An 18,155-nucleotide genomic window follows, 5' to 3' on the forward strand; every position below is an offset into this window, starting at 1 on the left:
GAGAAACTCCTAGCGGACTGCACACGGAGAAGCCCTGATTCCGCACCGTTGGACGCGGGTTCGATTCCCGCCATCTCCACCGAGCGCCCGAGGGGCCCCAGGCCCGCTCGGACACCTCATCCCATGTGGGCACAGGCCCGGCAGTCGTCACGACGACCGCCGGGCCTTTGTCATGCCGGCGCGGTCACCGGGACCGGCCTGGCCGCGACAGCCGTCGTCGCGCCCTGGACGGCGCGGCTCGTCGACCGGTACGGGCAGGCCCGGGTCGCGGTCCCCGCGACCGCCCTGGCCGTGCTCGGCTCGCTCGCGCTGCTGCTCTGCGTGCGCTTCGAGGCGCCCGCCTGGACGCTGTTCGCCGCGTACGCCGCGACCGCCACCACCCCCAACACCGGAGGCATGTCCCGGGCCCGCTGGGCCCATCTGCACCGGGGCGACGCGGCGACCCTGCACACCGCCAACGCCTTCGAGCAGGCCGTCGACGAACTGTGCTTCATGCTCGGCCCGGTCCTCGCCGCCCTCCTGTGCTCCGCGCTCTTCCCGGAGGCGGGCACCCTGGCCGGGGCCGTCCTGCTGCTCACCGGCGTCCTCGTCTTCGCGGCGCAGCGCTCCACCGAGCCCCCGGTGTCCCCCCGCACCACCGCCGGCGGCTCGCTGCTGCGGACACCCGGCCTGGCGCCGCTGCTCGCGGTCTTCCTGGCCACCGGCGCGGTCTTCGGCGCGATGGAGGTGGTGACGCTGGCGTACGTGGACGGCCCGGCCGCCGGCCCCGTCCTCGCCCTGCAGGCGGCGGGCTCCTGCGCGGCGGGCCTGGTCTACGGGCGGGCCCGGCGCGGAGCCGGCCTGGCGGCCTGCCTGGCGGCGATGACGGTCCTGATGACGCTGCCGCTGCTGGGCGCCTCGACCGGCTCGCTGCTCGCCCTGGCGGGCGGACTGCTCGTGGCGGGCATGGCGACCGCCCCGACGATGGTCACGGGCATGACCCTGGTCCAGCGGCTCACCCCGCCCGCGCGGCTCAACGAGGGGATGACGCTGGCCGTGACCGCCCTGCTCGCGGGCGTCGCGGCCGGCTCGGCCACCGGCGGCTGGGCCGCCGAGCACGCCCCGACGACGACGTACGCCTTCCTGCTGCCGGCCGCCGCGGCCGCCGCGGCCCTGGTGCTGGCGGTGGTACGGAGCGCCGGCATGACAAAGGCCCGGCGGTCGTCGTGACGACTGCCGGGCCTGTGCCCACATGGGATGAGGTGTCCGAGCGGGCCTGGGGCCCCTCGGGCGCTCGGTGGAGATGGCGGGAATCGAACCCGCGTCCAACGGTGCGGAATCAGGGCTTCTCCGTGTGCAGTCCGCTAGGAGTTTCTCAGCCCCGGAGATCACGCGGACAAGTCTCCGACGGGCTCAGTCACTGTTTGATTTCCCTCAGGCCCCCGTGACCGGGGCTAGAGGTTTAGATCCCTTGATGACGCCAGGATCCGGGTCGGGACCATCCCCGGGCTGACGCTCCTCACAGAGGCTTCTACTCGATACCTAGATTAGGCAGCGAGGGCGAAGCGGGAGTTATCGCTATTGGAGTTGGCGATTATTGGTTGCGACATATGGTTTACGAGATCATTGCCGCTTCCTCGACACGCTTCCCCTGCTTCGACATCCGCTGTCGAAACCGATCATCCCCATGTTGATTTTTCAATGCGCGCACCCGCTGTGAGGTGCAGGGCCCATCGTACGTGACCGACGGGCGGCGTTGCCAGCGTATTCCGGCGAGGCGGCACGGAACCTCCGGGAGCCCGGCCGGATCGACGCGTCGAGCGCCGGCCGGTCCGGGCGGCCGAGCCGCCGCGGCGCCCCTTGCCGGCACCTCAGAGGGCCTGGGCCGCCCGCTGGCGCCGCTTCGCCGCCGCGATCGCACGGCTCGTCTCGCGCGTGTCCTGCTTCTCGCGGAGCGTCTGACGCTTGTCGTACTCCTTCTTTCCCTTGGCGAGCGCGATCTCGACCTTGACCCGGCCGTTCAGGAAGTACAGCGCGAGGGGCACGATCGTGTGACCCGTCTCCTGCGCCTTCGACTCCAGCTTGTCGATCTCGGCCCGGTGCAGGAGCAGCTTGCGCTTCCGCTTGGCCGAGTGGTTGGTCCAGCTGCCCTGGAGGTACTCCGGGACGTGGATGTTGTGGAGCCACGCCTCGTGCCGGTCGATCTGGACGAAGCCGTCGGCGAGCGACGCCCGGCCCATCCGGAGCGACTTCACCTCGGTGCCCATGAGCACCAGACCGCACTCGTAGGTGTCGACGATGTGGTAGTCGTGGCGCGCCTTCTTGTTCTGCGCGATCATCTTGCGCTCAGGACCCTTGTCCGGGTCCTTCTTCTTCGCAGGCTTGCCCTGCACGTTCACGAGTCCCTTTGCCATAGTGCGGCCATTTTCGCACTACGAGCCCCCTCCGAGGCCACTCAATACCGTTCTCGCCCGCGCTTCGGCCCGCGCCTCCGTCGCTCCGCCCACGTCCAGGTCCGGGGTGATGCCCCGGCCGTCCACACCGTGACCGGCTGGGGTGCGGTAGTGGCCGACGGTCAGCTCGGCGACCGAGCCGTCGGGCAGGGTGCTGGGCATCTGGACCGAGCCCTTGCCGAAGGTCCGCGAGCCGACGGTGACGGCCCGGCCGCGGTCCTGCAGGGCTCCGGTGAGCAGCTCGGCCGCGCTCATGGTGCCGCCGTCGACCAGCGCGACGACGGGCCGGTCGGTGTCTCCGCCGCCCTGGGCGTACAGGGCGCGCTGCTCGCCGTCGACGTCGTAGGTGGCGACGAGTCCGCCGTCGAGGAAGGCGGAGGCGGCGACGGCGGCCTCGGCGACGAGTCCGCCGGAGTTGCCCCGCAGGTCCAGCAGGACCCCGGCGCCGGCCGGCGCGGTCCGCACCGCGTGCCGCACCCGCTCGCCGGCGCCCTTGGTGAAGGCGGAGACCTTGATCAGGACCGCTCCGTCGTCGAGGCGGCGCACGGTGACGGTCTCGATGGCGAGACGGGCCCGGCGCAGGTTCTGGTTCCAGGCCGCGGCGCCCCGGCGGACGCCGAGCGAGACGGTGCTGCCGGGGACCCCGTCGCCGCGCAGCAGGGCGACGACCTCGGAGGCGGACAGGGCGGCGACGGGGCGGCCGTCGACGGAGACGAGCTGGTCGCCGGTCCGCAGCCCGGCCCGGGCGGCGGGGCCGCCGTCCCGCAGGCGGGTGATCTCGATCCGGCTCTTCCCGGCCCGCTCCACCCGGCGGGCGGACAGGCCGACCCCGGTGTAGCTGCCGTCGAGGGCCTGCTCGAACTCCTCGTACTCGGCCGCGCCGTACACCGCGCCCCAGCGGTCGCCGCTGCGGCTGACGAACTCCTCGGCGGCCTTCTTGCCGGACTTGCCGTCGGCCATCGCGTCGGACGCGGCACGGGCGAGGGCGGCCCGGTCGACGGTGCTGCCGGTCGGGGCGGGCAGCGTGGCCTTCGCGGCGGTGCCCTCCTGCCGCGGCAGGGAGCCGGTGGCCGCGGCGGTCGCGAGGACGCCGGTGAAGACCAACGTGAGAACGGCCCCACGGAGAACTCCGCGGGGCCTGAGACAGAGGTCGGGGCGAAGCCCCGGGCCGGCCGGCATGTGGCCCACTCTAGGACAAGCGAAAGGCGCCGTACGGTGGTTGACCGTACGGCGCCCGGGGGACTCAAGGGGCGCTTCTCACACCTTGAGGTACTTGCGCAGAGCGATGAAGGCGGCAATGGCCGGCATCAGCAGCCCGATCGCGATGACGAGCGGCAGCTTGGCGAGGACGGCGTCCCAGCCGATGAAGTTGACGAGCTGCATCTTGTCGGCGAGGGCGATGCCGTGGTCGATCAGGAAGTATCTGCCGACCAGCAGCATGATGCAGGCGACCGCGCCGCCCAGGAGTCCGGCGAAGGCGGCCTCCATGATGAACGGCATCTGGATGTAGAAGCTGGAGGCGCCGACCAGCCGCATGATGCCGGTCTCCCGTCGCCGGCTGAAGGCCGAGACGCGCACCGTGTTGACGATCAGCATCAGCGCGATGACCAGCATCAGCGCCATCACGCCGAGCGCCGCGATGTTCATGCCGTTCATCAGGTCGAACAGGTTCTGGAGGATGTTCCGCTGGTCCTGCACGGACTCCACCCCGTCCCGCCCGGCGAAGGCGGTGGCCACGACCTTGTACTTCTCCGGGTCGTGCAGCTTGACCCGGAAGGACTCCTGCATCTGGTCGGGCGTGATGACCGTGGCGATCGCGGTGTCGCCGTACTGCTCCTTGTAGTGCTTGTACGCCTCGTCGGTCGTCTCGTGCTGGACGTCCTCGACGATGTCCATCTTCTTCAGATCGGCCTGGATCTGCTCCTTCTGCTGCCCGGTCACCGCACCCTTGGCGCACTTGGGCGAGGAGGCCGCGTCGTTCTTGTTGCAGAGGAAGATGGAGACGTTGACCTTGTCGTACCAGTAGTCCTTCATCGTGCTGACCTGCTCGCGCATGAGCAGCGCACCGCCGAAGAGGGCGAGCGAGAGAGCCACGGAGACGATGACGGCGAAGGTCATCGTGAGGTTGCGCCGGAGACCGACACCGATCTCGGAGAGCACGAACTGAGCGCGCATGGTGTTCTACCCCCGCCCGCTCAGTGCTGGTAGCCGTAGACGCCGCGCGCCTGGTCTCGGACGAGACGGCCCTTTTCGAGCTCGATGACGCGCTTGCGCATCTGGTCGACGATGTTCTGGTCGTGGGTCGCCATGACGACGGTGGTCCCTGTCCTGTTGATCCGGTCGAGCAGCTTCATGATGCCGACGGAGGTCTGCGGGTCGAGGTTGCCGGTGGGCTCGTCGGCGATCAGCAGCATCGGCCGGTTGACGAAGGCGCGGGCGATGGCCACACGCTGCTGCTCACCGCCGGAGAGCTCGCCGGGCATGCGGTCCTCCTTGCCGCCGAGGCCGACGAGGTCGAGGACCTGGGGCACGGCCTTGCGGATCTCGCCGCGCGGCTTGCCGATGACCTCCTGGGCGAAGGCCACGTTCTCGGCGACGGTCTTGTTGGGCAGGAGGCGGAAGTCCTGGAACACGGTCCCGAGCTGGCGGCGCATGTGGGGCACCTTCCAGTTGGACAGCCGGGCGAGGTCCTTGCCGAGGACGTGCACCTGGCCGTGGCTGGCGCGCTCCTCCCGCAGGATCAGGCGGAGAAAAGTCGACTTTCCGGAGCCGGACGAACCGACGAGGAAGACGAACTCCCCCTTCTCGATCTCCAGGGAGACTTCCCGGAGCGCGGGGCGGTTCTGCTTCGGATAGGACTTGGAGACATTGTCGAATCGGATCACGGATGCACCACGGTCGGCCGGGAGTAGGTGTGCGCGACCTTACGCGACCGGGGATGGCCCGCGCAGTCGCGGTCCGCGCTTGTGTGCTTTATCCTTTTCGTCCTTCACGGAGGAATGTGCGGAATCCGGCGGGGCGCGCCGAAACGCTCGGGAGCTGGCAGAGTGGTAGGGGGAACGCCCGGGTGCCGCCGGGCGTTGTTCCGGGTGTGGATCCCTGTGCGGGAGGAGGAGAGCGCATGACCTACGACCGACTGGTGTGCGCCAACTGCGCGGCCCCCGTCGCGGAGGGCCGCTGCCCCGTCTGCCGCGCGAACCGCGAACGACTGAAGGAGGAGGGTCCGCTCGCGGGCCTGACCCCGGCGATGCTGCTGACGCTCGTGATCGCCCTGGTGGCGGCGGTGGCGCTGCTCGCGGCGCTGCAGACCGTGTAGGGCCCGGCAGGACCTGACGGGCCGCATACGAGCCGGAGGAACGAAGAAGGGCCGGGGGTCACCCCCGGCCCTTCCTCATGCCTCAGCGAGCCACTCAGACGGCGGCGCGCCCGCCGCCGACGAGACGCGGCAGCATCCGGAAGCCGATGCCGCCGGCGATCATCGTCGCGGCACCGATGAGCAGGAACGAGGTCTCGGCGGCGCCGGTCTCGGCCAGCTCCTCCTTGGCCTTGCCCTGCTCGACGGGCTGCGAGCCGGCGTTGTTGGTGCCGGGGTTGTTGTCGACGCACTCGGCGCCGTCGAGGTCGACGGTGCAGGTGCCGGCGCCGCCGTCGGTGGAGGAGCCACCGTCGGTCGAGGAGCCGCCGTCGGTGCCGTTGCCACCGTTGTCGCCCTGGCCACCGTTGTTGCCGTTGCCACCGTTGTTGCCGGTGCCGCCGTTGTTGCCCTGACCGCCGTTGTTGCCGTTGCCACCGTTGTTGCCGGTGCCGCTGGTCGTGCCGGTCGAGGTGCCCGTGGACGTACCCGTCGAGGTACCGGTAGAGGTACCGGTCGACGTGCCCTCGGAGGAACCGGTGGACGTACCGGTCGAGGTGCCCGTGGACGTACCGGTCGAGGTGCCGGTCGACGTGCCCTCGGAGGAACCGGTGGACGTACCGGTCGAGGTACCCGTGGACGTACCGGTCGACGTGCCCTCGGAAGAGCCGGTCGAGGTACCCGTCGAGGTACCGGTCGACGTGCCCTCGGAAGAGCCGGTCGAGGTACCCGTCGAGGTACCGGTCGACGTGCCCTCGGAGGAACCGGTCGAGGTGCCCTCGGTGGAGCCGAGGGAGGTGTTGCCACCGTTCTCGCCACCCTCGGTGTCGCCGAGGCCGGCCTGGACCTCGACAGTGCCGTCGTTGACCTCGGCACCGAAGGACACACCGACGGCGCTCGCGGCACCCGCCGCGGTGAGCGACGCACCGGCGGCGATCACGGCGCCGGCGGCTATACGCGCAACGCGGACACGCGTCTTCTTCGTCATCTGTTTGCTACCCCCAGTAGCTCATTCGTCATGGAGCCGCGCTCGGGGGCCTCGGACACCAGGAGCGGTCACGTCACCGGACCGGCCCCCATTCACACGCGCCCCAGAGATACGCATGCCGCGTGCCACCCTTCCGAGTTTCCGCATACGCGTCAAGGTCGTTGCGCGTGCGATGCCCGAAAGATCGTCAATTGCCTGGCATGCGGGGATGCAACTGTGACGTAAACCTGGAACTCCCGCCTCCCCGGCGGCAGTTCCCTTGTCGACAAAGCGTCAGGAGCGGTGCCGTTCCGCTTGCGCCCGCGAATCACCGTGGAGCACGAAGACGCCGGGCCCGTCGCACCTCTCGGTGCGACGGGCCCGGCGTGCGACCGCTTCGCGTGCGGTTACTTCTCCTGCTGCTTGCGCCAGCGGATGCCGGCCTCCAGGAAGCCGTCGATCTCGCCGTCCAGGACCGACTGCGGGTTGCCGACCTCGTGGTCCGTCCGCAGGTCCTTGACCATCTGGTACGGGTGCAGGACGTACGAACGCATCTGGTTGCCCCAGGAGCTGCCGCCGTCGCCCTTGAGGGCGTCCATCTTGGCTCGCTCCTCCTGGCGCTGACGCTCCAGCAGCTTGGCCTGGAGGACGTTCATGGCGCTCGCCTTGTTCTGGATCTGGGAGCGCTCGTTCTGGCAGGAGACCACGATGCCGGTCGGGATGTGCGTGATGCGCACCGCCGAGTCGGTCGTGTTGACGCCCTGGCCACCGGGACCCGAGGCGCGGTACACGTCCACGCGCAGCTCGGACTCGTCGATCTCGACGTGGTCGGACGACTCGACGACCGGCAGGATCTCGACACCGGCGAAGGACGTCTGGCGGCGGCCCTGGTTGTCGAAGGGGGAGATGCGCACCAGGCGGTGCGTGCCCTGCTCGACGGAGAGCGTGCCGTAGGCGTACGGGGCCTTCACGACGAAGGTGGTCGACTTGATGCCGGCCTCTTCGGCGTAGGAGGTCTCGTAGACCTCGGTGCCGTAGCCGTGCCGCTCGGCCCAGCGCAGGTACATGCGCTGGAGCTGCTCGGCGAAGTCGGCGGCGTCCACGCCACCCGCCTCGGCGCGGATGTTGACCAGCGCCTCGCGCTCGTCGTACTCGCCGGAGAGGAGCGTGCGGACTTCCATCTCGTCCAGCGCCTTGCGGACGGAGCCGAGCTCCGTCTCCGCCTCGGCGCGGGTGTCCGGGTCGTCCATCTCCTCGGCGAGCTCGAAGAGCACCCCGAGGTCGTCGATCCGGCTCCGCAGGGCCTCCGCCTTGCGGACCTCGGCCTGGAGGTGCGAAAGCTTGCTGGTGATCTTCTGCGCCGCCTCCGGGTCGTCCCACAGGGACGGGGCCGCGGCCTGCTCTTCGAGCACGGCGATGTCGGCCCTCAGCTTTTCGAGGTCCAGGACGGCCTCGATCGACCCCATGGTCGAGGAGAGGGACTTCAGCTCTTCGGATACATCGACGACTGCCACGCGTCCAGCGTAACGGCTCGCCGCGGATCCCCGGTCCCCGCGGCTACGGCTGCGAGGACGTCTTGGAGTCCTGCGGCGGCGCCTCGGCGTCGCCGGCGCTCGCCAGATAGCCGCCCGCCGCGAGCGCGCCGGCCACCACGACCGCCGCGACGGACAGGGTGATGCGCCGCTTGCGGACCGTCTCCGCCTTGTGGCGGGCCGAACCCGGGCGGCGGGCACCCGCCGCCCGGGGAGCCCGGGCGGTGCCCAGCGGGCCGCCGGAGAGCTCGTCGGGGGCGGGGACGCGCATGGAGGTGTGGGTGTCGCGGTTGGAGTCCGGCGAGGCGCCGGGCACCAGCGGCACGGCGGCGCGGCGCGGCGAGCCCTCGGCCGCGCCCGCCCCGGTCGGGTACAGGTCCTCGTCGGACGCGTCCGTGGCCGGTTCGGCGTCCGGCTCGTCCACGTCCAGCGGCGGGATGCCGGCGAGCAGCGGGAGCACGTCGCGCAGCCGGGCGCCGAGCTCCGAGGCGCGCAGCCGGGAGGCCGGGGCCTTCGCCAGGCACTGGACGATCAATTGCCACAGCTCCTCGGGGATGCCGGGGAGCGGGACGACCGTCTCGGTGACGTGGCGGCGCAGGACGGCGCCGGGGTGGCCGCCGCCGAAGGGGGTGAAGCCGGCCAGGAGCTCGTACAGGACGGTGGCGAGGGCGTAGATGTCGACGGCCGCGCGCGGGGGCAGGCCCTCGACGATCTCGGGGGCGAGGTAGTCGGGGGTGCCGATGATCCGGGTCGCCTTGGTGCGGCCGGGGGTGTCGATCAGCTTGGCGACGCCGAAGTCGGTGAGGAGGGCCGGGTGGGCGCCGCCGGGCCCGAGCGGTCCCTCCATGTCGAGCAGGATGTTCTCCGGCTTGACGTCGCGGTGGACCACACCGGCGGCGTGCGCGGCGGCGAGGCCGTCCGCGATGTCGGCGATGATCGCGACGGCCGCCTCGGGGGCGAGGCGGCGTTCGCGGTCGAGGCGGGTGCGCAGGTCGGTGCCGCGGACGAGGTCCATGACGAGCGCGAGGTCGTTGCCGTCGACGACGAGGTCGCGGACGGAGACCACGTGGGGGTGGTCGAGCCCGAGCAGGGCGGTGCGCTCGCGGACGAAGCGTCCGACGAGCTCCTGGTCCGAGGCCAGGTCCTCGCGGAGCAGCTTGATGGCGACGGGGCCCTCGGGACCCTCGCCGAGCCACACCGTGCCGGCGCTGCCCCGCCCGAGGATCTGGTGGGCCTTGTAGCGGCTGCCGATATTCCGTGCCAAGACTGCTCCCTCAGCGGCTGGCGGTCGCGACAAAGTTACGCGTCCCCGGGCGCCGGTCGGCACTTCCGAGGGGAAATCACCCCTCGGAAGTCGACAAATCGGCAGTGTTACTGCCCCGTACCGCCGGTAGCACCCCCGCCGTCCGTGCCGCCGAGGCCGGAGACCCAGTCGCTGACGGACGTGATCGCGTCGCCGATGGCCTCCCAGTAGCCCTTGCCCTGGGCGACCCAGTCCTGGAGCGGGGTGAGCTCCCAGATGAGCCAGCCCGCGACCACGAACAGCACGATCGTGAACAGACAGCCCTTGAGGCAGCCGAGGCCGGGGATCCGCATCGGGTTGGCGCTGCGCTGGCGCGGCGGGCGCGGCTCGCGCGGGGCCGGCGCCTGGGGCGGCGGCTGCGGAGGCGTGTACGGCTGCTGCTGCGGCCGGCCTCCGTACTGCTGGGGCTGGTGCTGCGGGGGCTGCTGGGGCGCGTACTGCTGCCGCTGGGGCTGGCGCTGCTGCTGGTACGGCTGGGGCGCCTGCTGGGGCTGCTGGTAGGGCTGCTGCTGCGGCCGGCCCCCGTACTGCTGGGGCTGGTGCTGCGGGGGCTGCGGCTGCCGCTGGGGGCGGCGGCGCAGCGGGTCCTGGCTCGGGTCCAGGTACTGGACCTGCGTCTGCTCGTTGCGGTCCCGGGCGGCGCGCAGCTGGCTCTGCCAGGGGTGCGGCTCCTCGTTCTGCGGGGACTGCGGGGGAACCGGCGGCATGACCGCGGTCGGGTCGGCGGCTCCCGGGCCCCCGCCGAGCCCGCCGGTCGGCATGACGCTGGTCGCGGCGGCGGGGTCGTACTGGGACCCGCCGGCGCCGCCGGTGGGCAGCACCTGGGTCGCGCCGGCCGGGTCCACGCCCGGGGTCTGCGGGACCGGCGCGGGCGCCGGGTCGGGGGCGAGCAGGGCGCCGACGCCGTCGGCGGCCTCGATCTGGGCGGGGGTGGAGTGCACGCCGATACCGGCGGCGACCGCGCGCAGCCCCCGGGCCAGGTTCTCGGCACTGGGCCGGCGCGCGGGGTCCTTGCTCAGGCAGCGCTCGATGACCGTCCACAGCGGACCGGGAACGGTCGAGGGGCGGCGCGGCTCCTCACTGAGGTGACGGTGCAGGACCTCCAGGGCGGTGCCGCCCGCGAAGGGGGGCCGGCCGGTGACGAGCTCGTACAGCAGGATGCCCGCGCCGTAGATGTCGACGGCGGAGGTCTGCGGACGGCCCTCGGCGGACTCCGGGGCGACGTACGCCGGCGTGCCGACGAACTCGTGCGTGCGGGTCAGCCCCGGGGAGTCGGCGAGGCGCGCGATGCCGAAGTCGGTCAGCATCGGGTGCATCTGGCCGCCCTGCTCGGCGAGCAGCACGTTGGCCGGCTTCAGGTCGCGGTGGACGACGCCGTCGGCGTGGCTGGCGGCGAGCGCGTCGGCGATCTGCGCGGTGAGCAGGCTCGCGGCGACGGGGGTGAGCGGGCCGTTCTCCCGGATGTAGCGGTGCAGGTCCGGGCCCTCGACGAGGTCCATGACCAGGGCGAGGACGTCGCCCTCCACGACCAGGTCGCGGGTGCGCACGATGTTGGGATGGGTGAGCCGGAGCAGCACGGAACGCTCGCGCAGGAAGCGCATCACGATGTCCGCGTCGTTGGCCAGCTCCTCCTTGAGGACCTTGATCGCGACGGTCTCGCCGGGCTGGCCGGGCACCGCGGCCTCGGCCCCCGCCGTCTCCCGCTGGCGGGCTCGCCAGACGGTGCCCGTGGCGCCGCGGCCGAGCGGCTCCTCGAGCAGGTACTTGCTGCCGATAGGCCGCACGTCACGCGCTCCCTGCTGATCGTGGTCCTGGGGGGTTCCCGGGGTCCTGTCGTCTGTTGTGACCCGTCCGGGTGTCCGACCCACTTTAGTGCCGCCGAACGGGTCACCGGTCGATCACATCGCCGATCGCCATGTGGCCGATTCTCACGCCTTGAGGCGCCGGACTTGTCCGAAAACAAGACGCGTCAGCTGTACCCGTGGTTGCCGCGCTCGACGCAGGGTGTGCTCAACCAGGCATTTTTACGTCCACAGCCGACCATTCAAGATCACTTGTGACCGACCCGCGGGCGTGTTGTCAGTGGCAGGTGCGAGGATGCCTACAGCACGTCGCATCGGGGTCGGGAGCCCCGCGCCGTGCCGACCTGAACCGGACGACGTGTCCGTGCCGGGCGGGGGGAGAGACACGGCGGTTCCCCTGCCGAGCACCACGCGCAGAAGGGACCGCTGACGGCGATGCAGATCCGGCTGACCGTCCTCGCACCGCACGCCGGCCACGGCGCGGGGCGCTCCTGCGACGTGCTCGTCACCGCCCCGGCGGGAACGGCACTGTCGGCCGTGGCCTCCGCCCTGGCCGCGGCCGTCTCCGGCCCCGACACCTCGACCTCCGGCACGACCGTGCTCTACGCGGGCCGGGAGCGGCTCGACGGGCAGCGCTGCGCGCTCGGCGAGCCACCGCTCGTGGACGGCGCCGTGCTCACCCTCCAGGTCCCCGGCGAGGACGACCGGATCGGCGAGGGCGCCTCGGCCCGGCTCCACGTGGTCGCGGGACCCGACGCGGGCGGGGTCCACCTGCTGCACGGAGGGCCGATCCGGATCGGCCGCTCCATGGACGCGGACGTCCCGCTCGACGACCCGGACGTCTCCCGCGTGCACTGCACGGTGACGGTCGGCGAGGACGGCCGCATCACGGTCGCGGACCCGGGCTCGACGAACGGCACGACCCTGGACGGCGTGCAGGTCGGCGACCGGCCCGTCCGGCTGCGCCCCGGCTCCCTGCTGCGGCTCGGCGAGTCCGCTCTGCGCCTGACCGGACCGGGTGACGGCGGTACGGAGGCGGTACCGACGGCGCCGGACGGCGAAGGCCACCTCCGGGTCGGCCCCGCGGCCGACGCGGACGCCCGGGGCGGCGGGGCGGACCCGCGTCCCGGAGGCGACGGCCCCCGCGGAGGTACGGCCCCGGCCACCGGCCTCGCGTACGGAAGCCACGGACAGCACGGGCCGGAGCGGCACGGGCACGGCCCGGGGGGCGGCCGGGACGGCCACGACGGCCCGGCCGACGGCCGCCCCCACCCCTCCGCCCGGCCCGGCGGACCCGCCGGTGAGCACGGCGCCCGCGATCCGTACGCCGACGCCGCCCACGGCGGCTCCCTCGGCCACGCGCGCGCCGAGGACTTCCCGGACGACGAGGGCGAGGCCCACAGCAGGACCCGCCAGACCCGCCGTCAGGCCCCGCCGGCCCGCGGCCGGCGCGGGATAGGAGCCTGGGCCCGCCGCCTCGCCGGCGGCCGCGAGGAGCTGCCGCTGCCGACGGCCGAGACCGGTTTCGCGCCGGCCACGTCCGGCACGGCCGCCGGCCCCGCGCCCGCCGCCGACACCTGGCCCGACCCGGCCGCCGTGCTGCTGACGGCGCTCGGCCCGGGCCCCCGGCTCTGGGAGCGCGGCCCGGACCATCCCGAGTCCCTCGTGGTCCGGCTCGGGACGGCCGACCGGGCCGAGCTGTCCGGCGTCCCCGTCACCGTCGGCCTGCGCGAGGCGGGCTCCCTCGGACTCGCGGGTCCGGGGAACCGGCTGGCCGGCCTCGCCCGCTCCGTCGTGGCCCAACTCGCCGCCCTGCACTCCCCCGCCGAGCTGGAGATCGTGCTCATCAGCGCGGACCGCAACCGGCCGCTGGAGGAGCGGCGCCGCGCCTGGTCCTGGCTCGGCTGGCTGCCGCACCTGCGCCCGGCGCACGGCCAGGACTGCCGGCTCCTCCTCGCCTACGACCGCGATCAGGCCCAGGCCCGCACGGCCGAGCTCATCCGCCGGCTGGACGACGGACCGCTCGGGCCCGGCTGGCCGAGCGCCGACCGCATGGCGGTGGCCGAGGCCGCGGCCCACCACGACGGACCGGTCACGGTCGTGATCGTGGACGGCGACCCCGGCACGGCGGCGCTGCGGGAGGCGACCGCGCGGCTCGCCGGGGCCGGCGCCGCCGCCGGCATCCATCTGATCTGCCTCGCCGAGGCGCCGTCCGCCTCCCCCGTCTCCCCCGTCGCCGCGACGTACGAGAGCGCCTGCGCGGCCTCGCTCGCCTTCCGCGAGTGCGGTGCCGTCGCCCTGCTGAGCGGCGACGTGGCGACGGCGCTGCGACTGCTGCGCACGGTGGGGGGCCGGGCCGCCGGTCACGGCACCGTCGGTGTCGTGGACGCGGTCTCGGTCGCCTGGGCCGAGCGTTTCGGACGGGCCCTGGCGCCCCTGCGCACGGAGTCCGCGACGCCGCGGGGCAGGGCCGCCGTGGCGGCCCTGCCCCCGTCCGCGCGACTGCTCGACGAGCTCGGGCTCGCCCGGGCCACCCCGGCCTCGCTGATGGCCCGCTGGGCCTCCGCCGGCGACGGGACGGCCGTACTGGGCGCCGGCCCGCGCGGACCGGTGTCGGTCGACCTGACGGAGGAGGGGCCGCACCTGCTGATCGAGGGACCGGCGGGCAGCGGCCGCACGGAGCTGCTGCGCTCGATCGCCGCCTCCCTGGCCGCGGGCGGCCGCCCCGACCGCCTCGGCCTGCTGCTGGTCGACGGCGCCGGCGGCGAGCGCGGTGAGGGTCTGGGCGTCTGTACGGAGCTGCCGCACGTCACCGAGCATCTGGTGGCCTCCGATCCGGTCCGGATGCGTGAGTTCGCCCAGGCGCTGGGCGCCGAGCTGAAGCGCCGGGCGGAGATCCTGGGAGACGGGCACTTCGCCGACCGGCGGGCCACCGGCCGGCTGATCGCGCAGCGCCCGCCGAGCGCGGCGGAGACGCTGCCTCCGGGCTCCCGGGCGAGCGTCCGCGTCCCCGACGCGCGCTCGGCCGGCGGCCGGCCCGGGGACGGCGGCCTCGACGACCGCCCGAGCACCCGGACCGGGCGGACCGGCGCCGACGAGCTGACGTACCTGCCCAGCGGCAGGACCCTGCGCACGGGCGAGGGAGCGATCGGCGAACGCCCCGGGGCGGGCTCCCGCGCCGGGGCCGCGGACCTGGCCGACCGGTCGAGCGGGCGGGTCGTGCGCGCGGCGGACGGGGACCTCGGCGACCGGCCGAGCGGCCGGCTGCCGCTGCGCGGCGACTCCGGTCTCGGCGACCGCCCCTCCGGACGGATCGCCCGGACCACCGCCGGCGAACCGGCCGACCGCCCGAGCGGCCGCGTGCTGCGGACGGACGAGGCGGAGCCGGCGGGAGGCGGCGATCCGGACGGCCTCGCGCGGCTCCCGCGGCTCGTCGTGCTGGTCGACGACTACGACGCCCTCGTGGCACCCGCGCTCGGCTCGCCCGGCAGGCCCGCCGCCGGTTCCGTCGTACGCGCCCTCGAAGCCGTCGCCCGCGGCGGCGCGCGGCTGGGAGTGCACCTGGTCGCGACCTCGGCGCGGCCGGACCGGACGGCGGACACGGAGCTGGCCCACGGCGCCCGGCTGCGGATCGTGCTCGACGCGCCGCCCGTGGCGGCCGGTCCCGACGAACCGGCCCCGGGCCGGGGACGCCTCGGCCACCCGGACGGCCGGGTGACCCCGTTCCAGGCGGGGCGGGTCACCGGCCGCATCCCCCGCACGGCGACGCTGCGTCCGACGGTCGTCCCCCTGGAGTGGGAGCGGATGGGCGATCCGCCCACCCGCAGACCCGTCCGCGAGCTGGGCAACGGCCCGACCGACCTGGCGCTGCTCGCCTCGGCACTGGACCGGGCGGCCCGCTCCGTCGAGGCGACGCCGGTGGCGCCGCTGACCCCGGCCGTCCACCCCTGACGTCACGTCACGAGCGGGTCACGATCTCCGAGTCGACACCGAAGGCGGTATTGCGGGCCCCGAACGCCCGGCGTAGACCTGTCGGACCGGGACGAGCACGCGCACGACAGAGACGGGGCAGAAATGCGTACAACTCTTCGTACACGCAGGGCCGCGACGACGATCGCCGCCTTCACCGCGGTCACCGCACTCACCCTCTCCGGCTGCGGCTCCGACGCGGCCGACACCCCCGGTCCGTCGGGGAGCAACGGACCGAGCGGCAGCGGGAAGACCGTCTCCTTACCCTCCCTCAAGGGCGAGAAGGTCGAGGTCGCCGCCGTCTGGACGGGGCCTGAGCAGGAGAACTTCACGAAGGTCCTCGAGGAGTTCGAGAAGCGCACCGGCGCCACCGTCACCTTCGTGCCGGCGCAGGACCCGATCGTGAACTTCCTGGGCACGAAGATCGCGGGCGGCTCCCCGCCCGACGTGGCGATGCTCCCGCAGGTCGGAGCGATCAAGCAGGCCGTCGCCCAGAAGTGGCTGAAGCCGGCCGGCCCCGAGGCCAAGGCGCAGCTCGCCGCCCACTACTCGAAGGGCTGGCAGGACCTCGGCGCGGTGGACGGCACGCAGTACGGCGTGTACTTCAAGGCCGCGAACAAGTCGCTCGTCTGGTACAACGCCGCCGCCTTCGAGAACGCGGGCGCCTCCGAACCGAAGACCTGGAAGGACTTCCTCGCCACCGCCGAGACGATCTCGGCCTCCGGCGTCACCCCGGTCTCGGTGGGCGGCGCGGACGGCTGGACCCTCACCGACTGGTTCGAGAACATCTACCTCTCCCAGGCGGGCCCCGCCAAATACGACCAGCTGGCCAAGCACGAGATCAAGTGGACTGACCCCTCCGTCACCCAGGCCCTGACCACGCTCGGCGAGCTGTTCGGCAAGCCGGCGCTGATCGCGGGCGGCGCGAGCGGCGCGCTCCAGACGGAGTTCCCGGTCTCGGTCACCCAGACCTTCACCGGGGGCGACCAGCCCAAGGCCGCGATGGTCTTCGAGGGCGACTTCGCCGCCGTCAACATCGCGGAGACCGACGCCAAGATCGGTACGGACGCCAAGGTGTTCCCGTTCCCGGCGGTGGGCGCGAGCGGTCAGGCTCCGGTCGTGACGGCGGGCGACGCGGCGGTGGCGCTGAAGGACACCAAGGGCGCGCAGGCGCTGCTGACCTTCCTCGCCTCCCCCGACGCGGCGGAGATCTGGGCGCGCGCGGGCGGCTTCCTGTCGCCCAACAAGAGCCTGGACCCGGCGGCGTACCCGAACGACGTGCAGCGGGAGATCGCCAAGGCGCTGATCGGGGCCGGCGACGACTTCCGCTTCGACATGTCGGACCAGATGCCGCAGTCGTTCGGCGGGACGCCCGGCAAGGGCGAGTGGAAGGCGCTCCAGGACTTCCTGAAGAACCCGAAGGACGTCGCGGGAACCCAGGCACGGCTGGAGGCCGACGCGGCCAAGGCGTACCAGAGCTGACGCCGTGACCACGGCGCCCGCAGGCCGGCCGGCGAAGCCGGCCGCGTACAAGAGCGTCACCGGCACCCGCAAGGCGGTGGCGGCGGGGTTCCTCCTCCCCGCCCTGCTGCTGCTCGGTGCGCTCGTCGTCTACCCGATCGGGTACTCCGTCCAGCGTTCCTTCTTCGACAAGTCCGGGGACTCCTTCGCCGGACTGGGCAACTACGTCGAGCTGTTCACCGACGACACGCTGCTGACCGCGGTGAAGAACAACGCGATCTGGGTGGTCCTCGCGCCCACGGTCGCGACGGCGCTCGGCCTGGTCTTCGCGGTGCTCACCGAACGCGTGCGCTGGGGAACGGCGTTCAAGCTGGTCGTCTTCATGCCGATGGCGATCTCCATGCTGGCCGCCGGGATCATCTTCCGCCTCGTCTACGAGCAGGACCCGGACCGCGGGGTCGCCAACGCCGTCTGGGTCGGGGTCCACGACACCTTCGCGGAGTCCTCCGGCTTCCCGCGCGCCCGCCCGCTGCCGGTGCACCCGCTGAAGGCCGCGGGCGGCGGGGCGTACGTCACCAAGGGCCCCGTCCGCGCCGGGGAGACGGCGAGGCTGCCGCTGATCGGCGTGGCACCCGCGCAGATGCCGGAGGACGCCCGGCCGGCCCGGGATCCGGCCGCGCGACCGGACGGGATCTCCGGCACCGCCTGGCTGGACTTCACCAAGGGCGGCGGCGGGCGGCCGAACTCCGTCGACGCGCGGGAGCTCGGTCTGAAGGGGCTGCGCATCGAGGCCGTGAAGGACGGCCGGGTCGTGGCGAGCACCACGGCGGCGGCCGACGGCACCTTCAGCCTGCCGGCCGCCGCGGACGGCGCCGTGCTCCGGCTGCCCGCGAGCAACTTCAGGGAGCAGTACGGCGGGTGCTGATCGCCGCGGGTCTGGCGAGCGTGCCGCGTGAACTGCTGGAGGCCGCCCGGGTCGACGGGGCGAACGAGTGGCAGGTCTTCCGCCGCATCACGGTCCCGCTGCTCGCGCCCGTCCTCGCCGTCGTCCTGGTCACGCTGATGATCAACGTGCTCAAGGTCTTCGACCTGGTGTTCATCATCGCGCCGGGCTCGGCGCAGGACGACGCGAACGTCCTGGCGCTCCAGCTGTACCGCTCGTCCTTCGGCACGGACGCGGACCTCGGGATCGGCTCCGCCATCGCCGTACTGCTCCTGCTGCTGGTCATCCCGGTGATGGCCTTCAACATCCGCCGGATGCGAAGGGAGGCCCGCCGGTGACGGCGTCCACGCACGGCACGTCCACGCACGGCGCGGACGGCAAGGACACGACGGGG

General features: G+C 73.1%; 12 protein-coding genes, 1 other RNA gene and 1 pseudogene. 5 read left to right on the forward strand and 9 right to left on the reverse strand.

The window, feature by feature from the left end; translation table 11 throughout:
- Nucleotides 1-123: 123 nt before the first annotated feature.
- A complete protein-coding gene (locus EAO71_RS15145) occupies nt 124-1,209 on the forward strand; it encodes an MFS transporter (protein ID WP_261992144.1) in 1,086 nt (361 codons plus the stop codon).
- Nucleotides 1,210-1,274: 65 nt separating this feature from the next.
- Here the strand turns inward: EAO71_RS15145 and ssrA are convergent.
- The 5 genes from ssrA to ftsE form a co-directional block, all read right to left on the reverse strand.
- Nucleotides 1,275-1,666: a transfer-messenger RNA gene (gene ssrA, locus EAO71_RS15150) on the reverse strand.
- Between the two features lie 184 nt (nt 1,667-1,850).
- A complete protein-coding gene (smpB, locus tag EAO71_RS15155) occupies nt 1,851-2,393 on the reverse strand; it encodes an SsrA-binding protein SmpB (protein ID WP_147978205.1) in 543 nt (180 codons plus the stop codon).
- 18 nt (nt 2,394-2,411) lie between these two features.
- On the reverse strand, nt 2,412-3,611 hold the full coding sequence (locus tag EAO71_RS15160; protein ID WP_147978206.1) for a S41 family peptidase: 1,200 nt from the start codon (nt 3,609-3,611) through the stop codon (nt 2,412-2,414).
- Between the two features lie 78 nt (nt 3,612-3,689).
- Nucleotides 3,690-4,607: a permease-like cell division protein FtsX gene (ftsX, locus tag EAO71_RS15165; RefSeq protein WP_147978207.1), complete on the reverse strand. Its 918-nt coding sequence runs from the start codon at nt 4,605-4,607 to the stop codon at nt 3,690-3,692.
- Nucleotides 4,608-4,627: 20 nt separating this feature from the next.
- Nucleotides 4,628-5,317 (reverse strand): cell division ATP-binding protein FtsE, encoded by a 690-nt coding sequence (ftsE, locus tag EAO71_RS15170; protein ID WP_147978208.1) that lies wholly within the window; start codon nt 5,315-5,317, stop codon nt 4,628-4,630.
- Between the two features lie 236 nt (nt 5,318-5,553).
- Between ftsE and EAO71_RS15175 the strand changes: the two genes are divergently transcribed.
- Entirely contained in the window at nt 5,554-5,748 is a 195-nt protein-coding gene (locus EAO71_RS15175; RefSeq protein ID WP_147978209.1) for a hypothetical protein, read from the forward strand.
- 94 nt (nt 5,749-5,842) lie between these two features.
- Here EAO71_RS15175 and EAO71_RS15180 read toward each other — a convergent pair whose 3' ends face one another.
- From EAO71_RS15180 to EAO71_RS15195, 4 genes are all read right to left on the reverse strand, one after another.
- A complete protein-coding gene (locus EAO71_RS15180) occupies nt 5,843-6,772 on the reverse strand; it encodes an LPXTG cell wall anchor domain-containing protein (protein WP_147978210.1) in 930 nt (309 codons plus the stop codon).
- Between the two features lie 386 nt (nt 6,773-7,158).
- Complete coding sequence (gene prfB, locus EAO71_RS15185) at nt 7,159-8,265, reverse strand: peptide chain release factor 2 (RefSeq protein WP_147978211.1); 1,107 nt, start codon at nt 8,263-8,265, stop codon at nt 7,159-7,161.
- A 43-nt stretch (nt 8,266-8,308) separates the two neighbouring features.
- On the reverse strand, nt 8,309-9,547 hold the full coding sequence (locus tag EAO71_RS15190; RefSeq protein ID WP_147978212.1) for a serine/threonine-protein kinase: 1,239 nt from the start codon (nt 9,545-9,547) through the stop codon (nt 8,309-8,311).
- Between the two features lie 107 nt (nt 9,548-9,654).
- Nucleotides 9,655-11,370 (reverse strand): serine/threonine-protein kinase, encoded by a 1,716-nt coding sequence (locus EAO71_RS15195; protein WP_147978213.1) that lies wholly within the window; start codon nt 11,368-11,370, stop codon nt 9,655-9,657.
- Nucleotides 11,371-11,823: 453 nt separating this feature from the next.
- Here EAO71_RS15195 and EAO71_RS15200 point away from each other — a divergent pair, with 453 nt between their 5' ends.
- From EAO71_RS15200 to EAO71_RS15210, 3 genes and pseudogenes are all read left to right on the forward strand, one after another.
- Nucleotides 11,824-15,339: an FHA domain-containing protein gene (locus EAO71_RS15200; protein ID WP_147978214.1), complete on the forward strand. Its 3,516-nt coding sequence runs from the start codon at nt 11,824-11,826 to the stop codon at nt 15,337-15,339.
- Nucleotides 15,340-15,462: 123 nt separating this feature from the next.
- Nucleotides 15,463-16,839: an ABC transporter substrate-binding protein gene (locus EAO71_RS15205; RefSeq protein ID WP_147978215.1), complete on the forward strand. Its 1,377-nt coding sequence runs from the start codon at nt 15,463-15,465 to the stop codon at nt 16,837-16,839.
- A 4-nt stretch (nt 16,840-16,843) separates the two neighbouring features.
- Nucleotides 16,844-18,099 (forward strand): annotated as a pseudogene (locus EAO71_RS15210) (carbohydrate ABC transporter permease).
- The last annotated feature ends 56 nt before the right edge of the window (nt 18,100-18,155 follow it).

Origin of the sequence: Streptomyces sp. MS191 (assembly GCF_008042125.1) — a bacterium.
Classification (GTDB): Bacteria; Actinomycetota; Actinomycetes; order Streptomycetales; family Streptomycetaceae; genus Streptomyces.